At 35.7% G+C, this 16,668-nt stretch carries 13 protein-coding genes; all 13 read right to left on the bottom strand.

The genetic code is table 11. The features are described 5' to 3' along the window. Nucleotides 1-5,399: Ig-like domain-containing protein (locus tag RWM24_RS03345; RefSeq protein ID WP_314111508.1), on the bottom strand; the 5,399-nt coding region annotated here is incomplete at its 3' end. A 41-nt stretch (nt 5,400-5,440) separates the two neighbouring features. Beyond that, nucleotides 5,441-5,974 (bottom strand): DivIVA domain-containing protein, encoded by a 534-nt coding sequence (locus tag RWM24_RS03340; RefSeq protein WP_314111505.1) that lies wholly within the window; start codon nt 5,972-5,974, stop codon nt 5,441-5,443. Nucleotides 5,975-6,652: 678 nt separating this feature from the next. Next, on the bottom strand, nt 6,653-7,240 hold the full coding sequence (locus RWM24_RS03335) for a hypothetical protein (protein WP_314111502.1): 588 nt from the start codon (nt 7,238-7,240) through the stop codon (nt 6,653-6,655). A gap of 377 nt (nt 7,241-7,617) precedes the next feature. After that, nucleotides 7,618-9,096, bottom strand: a complete 1,479-nt coding sequence (gene gltX / locus RWM24_RS03330) for a glutamate--tRNA ligase (protein WP_314111500.1) — start codon at nt 9,094-9,096, stop codon at nt 7,618-7,620. A gap of 111 nt (nt 9,097-9,207) precedes the next feature. Beyond that, the gene (locus RWM24_RS03325) at nt 9,208-9,942 is read right to left on the bottom strand and encodes an alpha/beta hydrolase (protein WP_314111497.1); all 735 of its coding nucleotides are present in this window, start codon (nt 9,940-9,942) and stop codon (nt 9,208-9,210) included. Between the two features lie 81 nt (nt 9,943-10,023). Continuing rightward, nucleotides 10,024-11,268 (bottom strand): aminopeptidase, encoded by a 1,245-nt coding sequence (locus RWM24_RS03320; RefSeq protein WP_314111495.1) that lies wholly within the window; start codon nt 11,266-11,268, stop codon nt 10,024-10,026. A gap of 59 nt (nt 11,269-11,327) precedes the next feature. After that, complete coding sequence (gene truA, locus RWM24_RS03315; RefSeq protein ID WP_314111492.1) at nt 11,328-12,080, bottom strand: tRNA pseudouridine(38-40) synthase TruA; 753 nt, start codon at nt 12,078-12,080, stop codon at nt 11,328-11,330. A gap of 299 nt (nt 12,081-12,379) precedes the next feature. Next, nucleotides 12,380-12,583: a hypothetical protein gene (locus tag RWM24_RS03310; protein ID WP_314111490.1), complete on the bottom strand. Its 204-nt coding sequence runs from the start codon at nt 12,581-12,583 to the stop codon at nt 12,380-12,382. Then, nucleotides 12,583-13,383, bottom strand: a complete 801-nt coding sequence (locus tag RWM24_RS03305) for an energy-coupling factor transporter transmembrane component T (protein ID WP_314111487.1) — start codon at nt 13,381-13,383, stop codon at nt 12,583-12,585. Before RWM24_RS03305 ends, RWM24_RS03310 begins: the two co-directional genes overlap by 1 nt. After that, on the bottom strand, nt 13,373-14,242 hold the full coding sequence (locus RWM24_RS03300; RefSeq protein WP_314111520.1) for an energy-coupling factor ABC transporter ATP-binding protein: 870 nt from the start codon (nt 14,240-14,242) through the stop codon (nt 13,373-13,375). Before RWM24_RS03300 ends, RWM24_RS03305 begins: the two co-directional genes overlap by 11 nt. Further along, nucleotides 14,218-15,060 carry an energy-coupling factor ABC transporter ATP-binding protein gene (locus RWM24_RS03295; RefSeq protein ID WP_399539278.1) on the bottom strand — a complete coding sequence of 281 codons (843 nt, stop codon included), beginning with the start codon at nt 15,058-15,060 and terminating at the stop codon, nt 14,218-14,220. The genes RWM24_RS03300 and RWM24_RS03295 overlap by 25 nt, the downstream gene beginning before the upstream one ends. Nucleotides 15,061-15,306: 246 nt before the next feature. After that, on the bottom strand, nt 15,307-15,687 hold the full coding sequence (rplQ, locus tag RWM24_RS03290) for a 50S ribosomal protein L17 (RefSeq protein ID WP_314078330.1): 381 nt from the start codon (nt 15,685-15,687) through the stop codon (nt 15,307-15,309). Nucleotides 15,688-15,719: 32 nt separating this feature from the next. Next, nucleotides 15,720-16,664, bottom strand: coding sequence for a DNA-directed RNA polymerase subunit alpha (locus tag RWM24_RS03285; RefSeq protein ID WP_314078328.1), 945 nt, complete (start codon nt 16,662-16,664; stop codon nt 15,720-15,722). Nucleotides 16,665-16,668: the final 4 nt, after the last annotated feature.

The raw sequence follows: 16,668 nt of genomic DNA, 5'->3' as shown, positions 1-16,668 counted from the left end.
TCTTTGCCGTCTCGTCCATTTTGTCCGTTTTCTCCAGCTGCTCCGTCCTCACCTTTGTCCCCTTTTGTAATCGTAGGAACTGCTGTTGCCGAAACTGATGGACTCGTAGCTTTATTTGGTTGCGTTTGTGAAACAAGAATATTATCACCTTTTGCTACAGGACTTTCTAATGTAACTGTCCATCTTCCATCTGTTACTGTAGTTGTTTTAATAGTACCATTTGGAAGAGTAACATTAATGGTTGAACCATTTTCCCCTTTACCTGTAATCGTTGTAGCACCTTCAATAATTGCATCTACTATTGGTTCCTTAGATAATTCTAGTCCAGCATTTGCAACTACAGTAGCACTAATATCATTACTCATTGTTTTATTAACTTCTTTTTGACGAGCAGAGATGCTTTGTCCTTTTCCAAGTGGTGATGTAGTATCCACACTCCATGATCCATCTCCTGAAACTAGAGCTGTTTTCTCATCTCCAGTTGGAAGTGTAACGGTTACTGTCGCTCCTGCAACACCGCTTCCCTTAACCACATTGGAACCTTCATGAGCTTCTGTAATGACAGGAATCTTAGAAAGAGATTCCACTACATTCAACGTGAATGTTTCTCTGGCTTCCTTACCACCTAAATCAGCACTATTGCGTGCGATGAAAGTAAATGCAATACGTCCAGTCTTTGTTGGTGTTCCTGTAATTGTATGATTTGTAGGATTGTAAGTTAAACCGTATACACCTAAGAAATAATTAACAATATTCGATTCAGCAACTCCAGAAGCATTCCCGCTAACTGCATTAAGAAGCGCATCCGTTCCATAGACACTGGCATGTGTATTCGGTGTTACAGTTACCGGAGTTATTTCAGTTCCAACTTGAACGGTTTGCTCTCTAGGCGTAATTCCAATTGTTGCTTCTAACGGATTTACTTGAATCGTTACAGTCGCAGTTTTGTTATTACCAGTTATTCCATTTGGTCTTGCTGTAACTGTAATATTATAAGTGCCTACCCTAGACGGAGTACCTTCAATTCTCTTGTTCTCTTCGTTGTATGTAACACCCGGAGGTAATGCATCCGTATCGACCGTTAGATTTATCCCCTCTGGCACTGTCAACACGACTGGATCAATTGGTGATAGAACCGTCTTTGTTTGTGTTTGATTAGTTATATTTAAGTCAAAACTCTTAGCATTCACTGTCACTGGGATATCAAGCGTTTTTGTAACACCAGAATACTCCCCTGTATAACGTCGTGACAGAGTTGTAGATAAATGAATGGTATGGTGCCCTACAACTGTCGGTGTACCTGTAATCGTTCTTGAAGTTGTATCATAACTCAATCCAAGTTCTGATAATGGTCTAGACTCTCCAATTCCTGCAATCGTTACTGTTGGTGTAGCAAGTTCAGAAAGTGGGTCTTTCGTAATAGTAATGTCTGGCATTCTATTAGTAGCCTCCACAGTGGCCGCACTTGGAGTAGCCGACAAGCTTGGTTCTATTGCACGCACGTGAAGAGTAACTCCCTTGGTTGTCACTGCACCACCAGTACTTTCTGGCATAATTGCCCGTACATTGAAAGAGTAATCACCTACTCCACTTGTTGGAGTTCCTGTAATTTGACGAGTAATCTTGTTATAACTTACTCCTTCTGGCGCTCCATCTAATTCAACTGTCGCACGGCTATCAACCCCGGACACCGTAATCGGAGGCATATTTTCGTTTGCATTAAACGTCTGTTCCGCAGGGTTAATTTCAAGTCCTGATGTTTCAGGAACGACTTCAATATAAATCCTTTTTTCAATAGAATCAGGCTCACCGCTTCGTACTAGGTTATAATCTAAACGGGTTGAGACTCCAATATTATGAACATATCCTCGATAATACATATTGGTTGGAGTTCCTGTAATCGTACCAGTATGAGTCGCTTCATCATACGAATACTGCAAACCTTCTGGTAAGCCACCAACATCCAATCTTGAATGAGGTTCTTGTTTTATTGTAATTGTAGGGATTGGAGAACCCAGTGGTGCAATCAATCGATAAGAACTATCCGTGTATGCATCCGTCGGATGTTCTGGTTGAGCTGTTGAACTAATAGTAAGACTTGGCGTTAATCCTGTTACATTAATATTATAAGTAGTTGTGGCGGTACGAGTAACTCCATTTGAAGCTCTCCAACTAGCAATGGCATTAAGAGTATATTCTCCTACCCTGCTTGGCGTCCCGGTAATTTCAGTTCCATCTTGACTAATTTCCATTCCCGAGCCTGAAAAGTAGTATCCTCTATCACTATAGGTTACTTTTGCACCTTTCGGTATGTGTAATCCATATCTAGGTACTGGAGTCTTCACTATTTCCCCATTTTCTCCTGTTGTGATTGCTTTAATATCATTAGAAAGTACCTCAACTTCTACAGTTTCTGGCGGAACGACAAATTCTCCTGGTTTCACAGTTAAATGTACCGCTGTCGACTTCACAGTATCTCCTTTTACTGCTAAGATAGGAATCTCATAAACCCCTTCATAGAGACCTTTTCCCTTAATAACATTGCCAACAACTCGTGTTCCTATCGGAAGTTTTGTCTTATCAACTTTAATCGTCACTCCTTCACTTGGAGTTGTCGTAATAACCATATCTTGCCATGTACCACCCTCAGAAATTTCTTGAGTTGAATTAGTAACTGTTACTGCTAAATCATCTACCGTATTCGGTTCAATTTCATATTTAAAATCTGTGAACGTTGTATGTGTTTTCCCATCTCCATCCGTAAAAGTTACATACACACGGGCATTTTGCTTTTCTGTAGTTCGCTTCAACCCATAAATAGAGATGTTCGAATCATTAGGATTCCCCTCAAAAACAGCATATCCTCCACTTGTTTCTACACGAATTCCTGTAATTTTCGAACCATTCTCCATGGAAACAGGAATCGGAGTTGGAACAGATGATTCCCTCCAACGCTGATCAGCTATTGGATTAATGGCATCTACAACATCAAAGTTAAACGAACGAACTCCTCCCTCTTGAAAGTGCCCATCTCTTGCTGTTACTTTAAACGAATATGAGGCAGGGGGGATCTTAACATTCTCTTTTTTAACTACATACGCTTCAGTTGGATGTCCTTGCTCATCAACTTTTCCCTCAATCGTTCTTAACTCAATACCAGGAGGGAATTCATTCGGCTGTATATAGGCATTCTCTTTATTAAGAACTACTTTCCCTAAGATTTGTTCCTTATTAGATGTAGGAATCGTAACCGTTCCATTCTTCTCATCAACATATTCCTTCTTTGCTTCAAATAGGGCATCTGCTGTAGTTAAAGCGTAAGATATTCCAAATTGACCGTAAGATCTGCTACCAGAAATAGAATTTTCATAAGTTGTAAAGTTTAATCTGATTTTTTTAGTCAGCCCTAAATTGTCTGTTATTTCAACAGTTGCGAAATAATTACCTGCATCTTTAGGCAATTTCGTAAATTGAAGATAATATGGCGTATTAATATAATCCGACCATGAATTATATGATTCGTCGTTATTATACAATGCCACCGTTTGAAAATCCCGATTATTGCTATAAACACCCTTATCTGGAGCCTTATCATGTCTCAAATCTATTAACTTAGCTTCCACTCCATCGGATGCTTCTAAAACTGTAAATTTTGTAATTGATAACCCTTGTTTATCATTATTAGCAAAATCTTTTGAACGATCCATTGGAGCAAATATTGGCAACATTGTATAATAACGTTTCGTATCTTGATTAGCATCACTAACTCTCTTCCTCGCATCAGGCATAAAATAACCAAATGGTGTCGAAGGCATGCGAAGTCCATCAATAGTAACTTCTGCTTTCGGATAATTATTTTCTACATAATCAACTAAGTATTGCCGAGAACTGGAGTTCGTGCGATAAAATGGTGTTTCGTTTCGTAAATCTCCGCCGTAATTGCTATCTCTGTAATTGCTGTAATTACCATCTTGCTGAGTAAGATAACTACTTGTACTACTAGCATTTGAAAAATAAGGGACATAATCATATCCCTGATCATTCATAATCATAAAACCATAATGTTCATTTACGGTAATGGTTATAGTTCCTGACACTTTAATGTTTGGATTTGACTTAACATAAAAACCAACCTCATAAGTCCCCTTCATGGATCTTGTAGGGGTTAACGTTGTAGTCAAAAACCCATTTGTTGTATCCAACGTAAATCCTAAATCTTTTGCTCCTTGGGTCAATTCGACATCTGTTTCTATATTATTATTTGGAAGTCTTGAGGCACCAGCCTTATACACAATTTTATAAGTATTTTGACCATTTCCAAGAAAAGTCATAGATTCTCTACTTTCCCATCCTGGCGTGTAATTTTCCAGTGTTAAGTATGGTTGTCCATCTATATTAGGAGTTTCTTGGTGCCGTTTATTTCTCACTTTTCCGCCTTCAGAATTCTGAAGTTTAAACGTTACTTTTCCGACAGTGCCTTCTGTTAAGGTAAGTTTTTGACTAGCTGGTGCATCTTTTGAAAGAACCCAGTCCTTTAGTTTTTCATTTGTAGCAAGTGAAGGTTGAATTGTTACTTCTTTTTTCGCTACTGTTTCTGTTGTAGAGACTTTTTCTTCCTTTTCCTCGCTTGCTAAGACAAGACCAGACTTTTTATCAACATATTCTACCGTATATTTAAGAGCAACGGTACGTTCTTTAGGTGTTTCTGCTTCTCCAAAGCCTTCTACTTCGTATTCAAAAACATTGTCTGCTCCTTCAACAATTTCTTTTGTCATTGTTGTTGGATTGCCATCTGGAACATAATAGTTTTCTAATTGACTATCATTTGCCAGTTCACCACCAATTTCTGTTACGCTAGCTTTTGCCTTCGCTTCAGTAGTTTCTACGGTTTTCGTCTTCGTTACTTCATGAACTACTTTGTGAGATTTACGATCTACATAGCGTACTTTATAGACAATACTTACTGCTCGTTTAGAAGGAGTTGTCTCTTCAGCTGGTTTTGCTCCCTCTGTTGGCTTAACCGATGCAGCTGGTTCTTCTTTTGGTTGAGACGATTCGCTATTTACCGGCTTTGTTTCATTCGTTTGAGCATTTTCCACATTTGATTTCGGATTATCTGTAGATGTTGATTCCGATTTAGGATCACTTTCTTTTGGTTGAGACGCAATAATAAGATGATTCGTTTCAATAGTTGGAGCATTTGTTCCATTCACAGCTGATCCATCTGCCGGTTTTGTTTCTGGTTTACTCTCCTGTTCTCCAGCTTGAACCGCAGGTGCCAATCCGCTCAGCAAAAATGCTGACCCCATTAATCCAATTAATACTGAACTTGCACCGTACGCTTTATTTTTACGGATAGAATATATTTGCTTTTGTTGCCCTGTATTTTCTTTTTTCACACGCTTACTTCCTTTCTTAATTCTAATTTAGTTTTTTCGTTTTAATGATGATTTTGAATCACATCAGGAATATAAATAACTTGTTTAGAACTCTCAAAAACTTTTTCTGACTGAGCAATCTCCTCCTCTAAATGTTCTTTTATACGAGTAAAGTCCTCCGTCTCTGAGGTTTCAAACGCATTTTTATAACGCAATAAGAGTTCTTGCAATTCCTTCGATAACTCGGCTTTCTGAGCCACAACTTTGTTCTTCATTTCATTTAACGTATCCATCGTTTGATTAAATCGCTCAAACTCATCTGATATTGTTTTATTCGCAGCATCAATCATCTCTGTTGCTTGTTGTTTCGCTTCCTCTACCAATTGCTTGGATAGCTGTTTTGCATCAATGATTGCTTCGCTAATTAATTCTTCTTGAGAGCGATATTTATATAATTGAGCATTCAACTGTTCAATCGCTTCTGATTTCCCAGTAAGTTCTTGTTTGAGAAGTTTATTCTCTTGCTCCAACTTTCCCACTAAATCCTCTACTTCCTTTTTGTGATATCCAAAAAGACTTCTTCTTATAGTTTCCATATTTCCTCCTTCTTTCTTGGTTACTAAACTTTAGAAAAGAATAGTACCTTTTATCAAATTTCCTATTCCACTTCATTTATGTCATACTACTTTACGCAAAAAATCACATAATATTGTAACATTAGCCGATTACTGACCTTTCATTCTTTTAAAATGCATACCTCCTTAGAGTTTTTATGGGTCATTTTCAAGGTTCTCAAACAAACAAAAACAGACAACAAAGAAATACCTATCTTTGATAGATAGGATTCCTTCATTGTCTGTTATAAAAAATGTATTCAAATAAGACAGACTTACCTCTGTCTGTCTGTCTGTCTGTCTGTCTGTCAATGATAGCAACATCTCGATCACCTTGTCAACACTTATTTACTTCGTATTTTATATAAATTCTCAATTCTTTGCAAGCGAAAACACAACATTATTTTGATATATAAAAATACTACACCTATACAGTTCAATATTTAATGATAGAAAAAATACGATACGAACTACTCCCTCATAATTTTTCTCTAAATAAGGATTTATCGAACAACCTAAATAAGAAAAGACTTCCTATAATAGCATGAGTAGTATCAGCCACACGGCTGATACCGCAGGAAACTTCGAGACCTTAGGCTCGAAGTTTCGCCATGAGACCGCTAGGTCTGCTGGCGTCCTAATGCTACTATTTCAGGAAGTCTAATTCGCATAAATTACGCTTGAAATACAAATATAACACAAAGCACTTTGCCACAAGCTCGGGTAAAATCCACTAAAATGAAACAATATACAAATTCCAATTATAAAAAGAAGCATTGGAAGTGAATGAAGGAAAGAATTTATACCAATTCTAATATCTCTTTTAATATCGTTACGAATCCATTCATTAGTATAAGATTCTATAATTTTTGAATGAATCAATCCATAATAAACTTGAGAACTACTTAATATGATCAAAAGTAAGGACAGTAAATGATATAAATCTAATTCTGTAGCATTTTCAAACACTGAACTTGCTAATCTATTAGATAGCATCATAATTGAAATAACAAAACAAATAATAACTAAACAAACCCACCAATACATCTGTTTTGAAATCGAAAAAATTTTTACAGTATCTTTATCAGAAACTAAAAAGCCAAAAATTTCATTTGCCAATACTAACCCAGCCATATTCAAATACCATTGCACTTGATTTCCCAACTGCTGAAAAACAAACAATAACAACGTAATTCCAAACAAAGTCCATAAAAATGCTGTTTTATCGGATAATTCTTTTTTATTCATAAAAAACTCCTCACCCTCACCTCATATTTATACGTAAAATGAGAAAAGACTTCCTATAGTAGCATGGGCAGTATCAGCCTCATAGGCTGATACCGCAGGAAACTTCGAGACCCAGGCTCGAAGTTTAGCCATGAGACCGCTAGGTCTGCTGGCGTCCTAATGCTACTATACTTAGGAAGGCTCATCTCACACGCCCTTATCATGTTTATCCGTTAAATAAGAATAGACTTCCTATAGTAGTATGAGTAATATCAGCCATTCTGGCTGATATTACAGGTAAATTCGAGACCCTAGGCTCGAATTTTAGGCAAGAGACTCGCTTGGCGAGGCTACTGCCGTCCTAATACTACTATCACAGGAAGTCTAATTCGATTTAATTAAGCTTGGATTAAAGCCAACGCTTCGTTTAAGTGTACAAGGCTACGTTCTTTTCCTAATAATTCAATCGTTTGACCTAAAGATGGACCATGAGTTTGACCACTTGTTGCCACACGAATTGGCATAAATAAGTTCTTACCTTTTACACCAGTTTCTTTTTGAACAGCCTTAATAGCTGCCATCACACTAGCTTCATCAAACACCTCTAAAGCTTCTAATTGAGCCTTAAATGCATGAAGTACAGTCGGTACAGTTTCACCTTGAAGCACTTCTCTTGCTTCATCATTTTCTACAACAAAATCTTTTTGGAAGAATAAACTTGAAATAGAAACAATCTCATTCATGTAGCTCATTTGATCATGATATAACGCTACTAATTTATTCGCCCAAACTTGTTCTTCTTCTCTCAATGTTTCCGGTAATAAACCAGCTAATTGTAATTGTTGAATTGCTAATGGAGCAACTTCTTCTAATGGAGTTTTCTTCACATAAGTATTGTTAATCCATTCTAACTTCTTAGGATCGAATGCTGCTGGAGATTTACCAAGACGTTTTTCATCAAAAATTTGAATAAATTCTTCTCTTGAGAAAATTTCATCTTCTCCTTGTGGAGACCATCCTAATAAAGTAATGAAGTTGAACATTGCTTCTGGTAAATAGCCTAAATCTTTATATTGTTCAATAAATTGTAAAATAGATTCATCACGTTTTGATAATTTTTTACCAGTTTCTGTATTAATAATTAATGTCATATGACCGAATCTAGGAGTATCCCATCCAAATGCTTCATAAACCATCATTTGTTTAGGAGTATTTGCAATATGGTCATCCCCACGTAATACATGAGTAATTTCCATAAAGTGATCATCCACTGCTACTGCAAAGTTATACGTTGGCATACCATCACGTTTTAAAATAACAAAGTCGCCACCTACACTACCAGATTCAAAAGTAATTTCACCTTTTACAATATCATCAAATGTATAAGTTCTATTTTGAGGAACTCTGAAACGAACAACTGGAGTACGTCCTTCTGCTTCGAAAGCATCACGTTGTTCTTGTGTTAAATGAGCATGTTGCCCACTATAGTGTGGCATTTCTCCATTTGCACGTTGTGCTTCACGTTCTGCTTCTAATTCTTCTTCAGTCATATAGCATTTATAAGCTTTATCTTCTGCAATTAATTGTTCAATTAATGGATTATAAATATGTTCACGTTCTGATTGACGATATGGTCCTACATTTTTTGGTTTATCTGGACCTTCATCCCAGTCAATTCCTAACCAAGTTAAGTTTTCTAATTGACTTTCTTCCCCATGAGCAATATTTCTCTTACGGTCAGTATCTTCAATACGAATAATAAATTCTCCACCGTAATGTCTTGCGAATAAATAATTAAATAGAGCTGTTCTTGCATTACCAATATGCAAATGCCCTGTTGGACTTGGTGCATAACGTACACGCACTTTATCTGCCATTTTTAATAACTTCCCTTCTATTTTGTCTATCGTTTCTATTGTAAAACTTTTTCATTAAAATTGCTATGACTTTAACGTTTTTTCTTTAAAATTCTAGCTGGAATCAGCAAACTATTTTTCCCGCTTCATAAATTCCGTCATTTTTTCAATTACTTTCTGTTGTTGTTCATCATTTGAAATCGAAGCTTTCCCATCACCTTTCTGTTCTCCATACATTCCAAATCCACTATGATTTCCACCTTCAATCATAAGTTCTTCACTAGACTTAGGCAAACGAGACTTACTAGCTTCATATTTGTCCCAGTTCAAAACCTTATCCTGACTTGCTACAATTGATAAAACTGGAATATTACTACTACTCAAATCAACACTTTTATCTGGATAACTAGCTAATAAAATTATTCCTGCTAAGTGATTGTCCTTTTGTAATTTTACAGCATCTAAGCTTGCAACAACTCCCCCTAAAGAATGTCCTGCTACATATACTTTATCCAAATTCTCTTCTTTTACAATTATTTCCATTGTTCCCATTTCAAAAACTGGTAAATTCAATGAAGATTCAATCACATAAGTCGTAATGCCACTCTTGGCTAGTCCTTCGGCAATCCCAACATAAGCTTGAGGCTCTACTAATGCTCCCGTATAAAATAATAGAGTTGCTTGTTCTTCTCCCTTTGCCTCAAATCGATAATACTGATTCTTTTTCACATAAGAATGCTCATTCCACTTTTCGATTGCTTCAGGTGTTCCACGATAAGTAAATATAAGAATCAATCCATAAAATAATAAAATCAGTGAAAATAATACACCAAAAACTCCATAAAACCATTTCCTTTGTCGACTCATACTTTCAACACCCTTCATTTTTAAACCAAAAAACATCCCATCCATCTGACTAAAACAATGGATAGGATGCTTTCAATGTCATTAAATAGCCCAGTCTCCATTACGGAAAATTGGTACAACTGTTCCGTCTTCACGAATACCGTCAACATTCATATTTGGTCCACCAATCATGAAGTCCACATGAACGTCAGAACGATTTAAGCCGGCAGCAGCTAATTCTTCTTCAGTTTCGAATTTTTCTCCACCTTTGACACTTGTCGCATAAGCTGAACCAATTGCTAAGTGGTTAGAAGCATTCTCATCATATAATGTATTAAAGAATGTAATGCCTGATTGAGAAATTGGAGAAGGATCGCTTACTAAGGCAACTTCTCCTAATCCACGAGCACCCATATTTTCGAATACTAAGTCTTTCATTACTTGGTCGCCTTTTTCAGCAGAAACTTCTACGATTTGACCATCTTTAAAGGTAACTTTAATTCCTTCGATAATATTTCCGTTATAACTTAATGGTTTTGTACTTGTTACATAACCATCTGCCACACGATAATCTGGAGCTGAGAACACTTCTTCTGTTGGCATATTTGCAATAAAGTGTTCACCTTGTGCATTATAGCTTCCAGCACTTTCCCAAACATGGTTTTTAGGCATTCCAAGAGTTAAGTCAGTTCCTGGTGCTGTGTAATGTAATTTAGCAAATTGTTCTTTATTTAAAATAGCTGCTTTTTTGTCTAATTTTTCTTCATGTTCTTTCCAAGCTGCAACTGGATCATCAGCATATACTCGGCAAGTAGTGAAGATTTGATTCCACAATAAATCTACAGCCTCTTCAGTTGATGTTGCTTCTGGGAATACTTTTTTAGCCCATGCGCTACCTGCTGCAGCTGCTACTGTCCAGCTTATTTTATTCGATTGACCTGCAATACGCATTGGTTTTAAAGCAACACTTGTAGCTTTCATTGATTTTGCAAGACGACTTGTATCTACTCCATTTAATGCATCTGGATCTTTAGAGACAATGCTTAAACGACTTGCTTTATGGTCTAATAAATAATGCATTTCTTGGACTTTATATTCAGGAACAGTTGTGATACGATCTTCCGCTGCATATAATAAACGCTCACGGTTGATTTCATCATCACTCCATTGAACGATAACTTCACTTGCTCCTAATTGATACGCTTCTTTTACTAATAAGCGTGCAAATACTGCTTGCTCCACTTCCGCATAAATGACTACTGTATGTCCTGGTTGAACATTAATCCCAGTAGACACTAGTAATTTTGCATATTTTTGTAAATTTACATCAAAATTTTCTAATACCATCAAATCTCTCCTTAAAATTAAATCCGTTTCTATTGTAACATACTCTTGATAAAACTGCATTATTCCTTTTCTTCATAGAAAACTTCATCTAAATACAAGCCTTGAGGAGGAGCGGTTGGGCCTGCTTTTTGTCGGTCCATTGCTTCTAAAATCTCTTTCATATCTGAGACAGGTCGTAGTCCATCTCCAATTTGAAGACTCGTCCCCACTAATATACGAATCATATTGTATAAAAATCCATTTCCTTCAAACGTAAAGACTAATTCCCCATCTTTTTCTACCACTTCGGCTTTCGTAACGATTCTAACTTTCGACTCTTTATCCGTCTTTGTAGAACAAAAGCTTGTAAAATCATGTTCGCCAATGACCGCTTGTAAAGCTTCATTCATCTTATCCACATTCACTCGATAAGGATGGTGAAGAGTATATAATCGACTAAACGGATTGATAAATTTTTGAATATTTACGCGGTATATATATCGTTTTCCCGTCACACTATATCTTGCATGAAAGTCATCACTAACTGTCCTCACTTCTCTTGCACAAATATCATCCGGTAATAAACTATTTAATGCTCTTTGTAAATTTTCTTCTTCAATTTTTGTCGGATAATCAAAATGTATCACTTGTCCATTCGCATGTACACCTGAATCTGTTCTACCAGAACCACAAACCGGAATATACAATCCCTTTGTCATTTTTTTCAGTGCTTTATTTAATTCTGCTTGAATGCTATTGCCATTTTCTTGTACTTGAAATCCTACATAATTCGTTCCATCATAACTTAAAATGACCTTATAACGAAATCCCACTCGATTTCCCCCTTCATAATTCCTTCGTCTTATTGTACCATATTCCCGTTCGAAAAGTGGAAAAGACTTTCCCATAGTAGAAATAACAACCTACTATGGGAAAGCCTTTAATTTAATTGTTGTTTAATTAAGCGTACAACTACTACTTTTAATGAATCCAAATTTCTCGAAATCTCTTGTACATTTTTATGAATCATAAAATCTACAACAACATTATCTAACCACAAATCAAAAATATAGTCCCAAGTTGTATTCGAGATATGTAAATTTGAATTTGCTAATAAGTAGGGATAGTCTCTTTAAAGTTTTCTTACTCCATATTGGATTTCAGCTAAATCCTTATTCAATGCTGAAATTTGCCTTCTTTTAAACCAATTTAAAATCAGACTATCACTAAAAAAATCAAATAGCATCCATGTTCTTAATTTTTTCATACGTGTTTCAGCATGATAGATTTTTCTTAATAAATATCTTAATAATGGTAAATCTTGTTCCATACTCATTATTGTCCTCTAAATAACACTAAAGCAATCGTTAAAATCACTAGTGACGTTGCAGCTATTCCATCAATTTTACCATAGGTAAGAACTCGATATTTTGATCTCCCTGTTCCACCTTGGTATCCTCTTGCTTCCATTGCAGTTGCCAAATCTTCCGCACGGTTAAATGAACTCACAAATAATGGAATTAAAATCGGAATAATAGCTTTCATCTGTTCAAATAAATTACCTTCTCCAAAATCTACACCACGAGCTCGTTGTGCATTCATAATTTTTTGAGCTTCATCCATTAATGTAGGAACAAAACGTAAAGCAATTGATAGCATTAAGGCAATCTCATGAACTGGAACACCAATTTTCCCTAATGGTTTCATAATCGATTCCATAGCATCTGCAATTTGCAAAGGCGGTGTCGTTAAAGTCATTAATGTAGAAATAAAAATAATAAACATAAATCTTAGGAAGATAAAAATTGCATTAATAACTCCATAAGAAGTAATCTTAATGAATGCCCATTCAACATAAACCTCTCCACCTGTTGTAAATACCATTTGTAATACTACTGTAAACAAGATAACCCACAATAGTGGTTTTACTCCATTCCAAAAGAAACTCATTGGAATTTTAGAAGCTAACAAAGCAAGCATTGTAAAAATTGCTAAAATAAAATAAGTTAGCCAATTATTCGCAAGGAATACAATAATAATAAAAAGAAAAGTGGCTAAAAATTTTGTACGAGGATCCAAGCGATGAATAAAAGAATCCCCTTGTAAATAACGACCTAATAGTAGTTTATCGAGCATCTTCATTCACCCCCCGTTCTTCTAGGATAGCATCTGCTAATTCTTCTAATGTTAACGGCATTTTATCCGTATTCCAACCTTTAGATTTTAATTTTTCCACAAAAGCTAATGTTGTTGGAACTCCTAATTGTTTTTCTAATAACCAGGAAGCATCTTCAAAAACTTCTTTAGGAGAACCTTCTTTTACAATCTTTCCTGCCTCAACAACAACAACATGATTGGCATAATCACTTACATCATTCATTTGATGTGTTACTAAAACAATCGTTAAATTTTGCTCTTTATGCAATTTATAAAACATTTCCATCATTTCAAAACGACCTTTTGGGTCAAGCCCTGCTGTTGGTTCATCTAAAACTAACACTTCTGGTTTCATTGCTAATACCCCAGCAATAGCAACACGTCTCATTTGTCCCCCAGACAAATCAAATGGTGATTTTTTCAAAACATCTTCTGGTAATCCAACTATTTTTACTACTTCAGCGGCAGTTTTTAATGCTTCTTCTTCACTCACACCAAAATTTTTAGGTCCAAAAGCAATATCTTTTTCAACAGTTTCTTCAAATAATTGTGCTTCTGGAAATTGAAAAACAATCCCAACTTTTTTACGTAAAGGTTTTAAGTCTTTATTACCGGTTGTTGAATCAATCGTTTTTTCTCCTAATTCTACAACTCCTTCAGTTGGTTTCAACAAAGCATTTAAATGTTGAAGAATTGTTGATTTCCCAGAACCTGTATGTCCAATAATCGCAACATAAGAACCATCTTCAATAGAAAACGAAATATCATGTAATGCTCTCATTTCAAATGGCGTACCTGCTTGATAGGCAAATCCTACTTGTTTAAAACGGATGTCCATAACCATTCAACCAACCCTTCTTCGTCTAAATATTCATTTGGAACATTTAACCCTTTTTCTTTTAATACTGCTTTTAATTTTTCAGAAAATGGAACATCTAATCCTTTTTCAACTAAAGCTGTCCCCATTTCAAAAATTTCAGAAGGTGCACCAATACGATTGACTTTCCCGCCTTCCATTAATAATACTCGATCTGCACTTGCAGCCTCTTCCAAATCATGAGTAATAGAAATAACTGTAATCCCTTTTTCCTTATGAAGTTTTTGAATTGTAGAAATCACTTCAAATCTCCCTTGTGGATCTAACATAGAAGTAGCTTCATCTAAAATCACAACTTTAGGTGCTAATGCAATCATACCAGCAATTGCTACACGCTGTTTTTGTCCACCTGATAAACGTGCTGGTTCTTTATCTTTAAACTTCGTCATGCGAACCATTTCTAAAGATGAATTGATTTTTTGAATCATTTCCTCACGAGGCATTCCAATATTTTCCAATCCAAATGCAATATCATCTTCTACAGTAGTACCAACAAACTGATTGTCTGGATTTTGAAACACCATTCCTACTTTTCGTCTAGCTTCATAGACTGTTTCTTCTGTTAATAATTGACCATCAATATAAATTGAGCCTTCATTAGGTTCTAATAGTCCATTCATCATTTTAGCTAATGTTGATTTTCCAGAACCATTATGACCAATAATTGCTAACCATTCACCAGGATATACATCGATACTTACATCTGATAATGCTTCTCTTTTATCATCGTCATGATAATGAAAATGAATATTTTTTATTGAAATAACTGGTTGAACCAATTTCTTCACCTCTTCACCTTTAATTATGTATATAAAATAAAATATGTATAAAAACAAAAAAAGACACCTTCATGATGAAGTGCCTTCCCGTCATCGCTGACGGGGAGACAGCGAGCTAGACTAAATAATCATGAGAAAGAATAAGGCTACTTTACAGTAGCCTCAGACTTCTCATCCTACAATCGCAAGATGATTATTACCATCATGACGCTCATTTATAACCATCAAAAAGTGTTTGTTTATCTATTAAACTAATTCAATGATAACCATTGGTGCAGCATCGCCACGACGAGGTTCAGTTTTAAGAATACGAGTGTATCCACCTTGACGTTCGCTGTAACGTGATGCTAAACCATTGAATAATTTTTGTAATGCAGTTTCAACAACGATTTTTTCGCCTTCTTCACGTACATCTGCTACCTCGTTACGAACATATGCAGCTGCTTGACGACGAGCATGTAAATCTCCACGTTTACCTAAAGTAATCATTTTTTCAACAGTTGAACGGATTTCTTTAGCACGAGCTTCTGTTGTAACGATGCGTTCGTTAATAATTAAGTCAGTTGTCAAGTCACGTAATAACGCTTTACGTTGTGAACTTGTACGTCCTAATTTACGATAAGCCATTTTTTAATATTCCTCCTTCTTAAGAGTTTCTATTAGTCTTCACGACGTAAATCTAAATTTAATTCGATTAATTTGTGTTTAACTTCTTCAAGCGATTTACGACCTAAGTTACGAACTTTAATCATTTCCGCTTCAGATTTATTCGTTAATTCTTGTACAGTATTGATTCCCGCACGTTTTAAGCAGTTATAAGAACGAACTGATAAGTCCAATTCTTCAATCGTCATTTCAAGCATTTTCTCTTTTTGAGTTTCTTCTTTTTCGACCATAATTTCTACTTGACGAGTTTCATCTGTTAAATTAACAAAAATATTTAAGTGCTCAGTTAAAATACGAGCTGCTAAACTAATAGCTTCTTCAGGAGAGATTGAACCATCTGTCCATACATCAAGCGTTAATTTATCATAAATATTTTTTTGTCCAATTCGAGTATTTTCGACTTGGTAGTTCACTTTACTAATCGGAGTATAAATAGAATCAATTGGGATTACACCAATTGGCATATTTTCAGATTTATTATAGTCAGCACGAACATAACCACGACCATTTTTAGCGTTCATACGAACATGGAAGCGATGACCTTCAGCTACTGTACAAATATATAAATCAGGGTTAAGGATTTCGATATCACTATCATGTTTGATATCTCCAGCAGTTACAACAGCAGGACCAACGATATCGATTTCTAACACTTTATCATCTTCGCTAAAAGATTTTAATGCAATTTTCTTAATATTTAAAATGATTGCAGCAACATCTTCTACCACGCCATCTATTGTTGAAAATTCATGTAACACGCCATCCATTTGGATATCTGTTACTGCAGTACCAGGGAGTGACGATAATAGAATACGGCGTAATGAGTTCCCTAATGTAGTACCATAACCGCGTTCAAGTGGCTCAACAACGAATTTACCGAATTTGGCATCTTCGCTGATCTCAATCGTTTCAATTTTTGGTTTTTCAATTTCGATCATTATT

The organism is uncultured Granulicatella sp., assembly GCF_963516875.1.
Taxonomy (GTDB): Bacteria; Bacillota; Bacilli; order Lactobacillales; family Aerococcaceae; genus Granulicatella.
The sequence above is the reverse complement of the archived record's forward strand: the minus strand, read 5'-3'. Positions and strand labels throughout refer to the sequence as shown.

What these genes read in the sequence shown, in the direction of transcription:
- RWM24_RS03340 (WP_314111505.1), bottom strand. Translation starts at nt 5,974, where the DNA reads ATGGAAACTATAAGAAGAAGTCTTTTTGGATATCACAAAAAGGAAGTA.
- RWM24_RS03310 (WP_314111490.1), bottom strand. Translation starts at nt 12,583, where the DNA reads ATGAGTATGGAACAAGATTTACCATTATTAAGATATTTATTAAGAAAA.
- RWM24_RS03305 (WP_314111487.1), bottom strand. Translation starts at nt 13,383, where the DNA reads ATGCTCGATAAACTACTATTAGGTCGTTATTTACAAGGGGATTCTTTT.
- rplQ (WP_314078330.1), bottom strand. Translation starts at nt 15,687, where the DNA reads ATGGCTTATCGTAAATTAGGACGTACAAGTTCACAACGTAAAGCGTTA.
- RWM24_RS03285 (WP_314078328.1), bottom strand. Translation starts at nt 16,664, where the DNA reads ATGATCGAAATTGAAAAACCAAAAATTGAAACGATTGAGATCAGCGAA.
- RWM24_RS03335 (WP_314111502.1), bottom strand. Translation starts at nt 7,240, where the DNA reads ATGAATAAAAAAGAATTATCCGATAAAACAGCATTTTTATGGACTTTG.
- gltX (WP_314111500.1), bottom strand. Translation starts at nt 9,096, where the DNA reads ATGGCAGATAAAGTGCGTGTACGTTATGCACCAAGTCCAACAGGGCAT.
- RWM24_RS03300 (WP_314111520.1), bottom strand. Translation starts at nt 14,242, where the DNA reads ATGGACATCCGTTTTAAACAAGTAGGATTTGCCTATCAAGCAGGTACG.
- RWM24_RS03320 (WP_314111495.1), bottom strand. Translation starts at nt 11,268, where the DNA reads ATGGTATTAGAAAATTTTGATGTAAATTTACAAAAATATGCAAAATTA.
- RWM24_RS03325 (WP_314111497.1), bottom strand. Translation starts at nt 9,942, where the DNA reads ATGAGTCGACAAAGGAAATGGTTTTATGGAGTTTTTGGTGTATTATTT.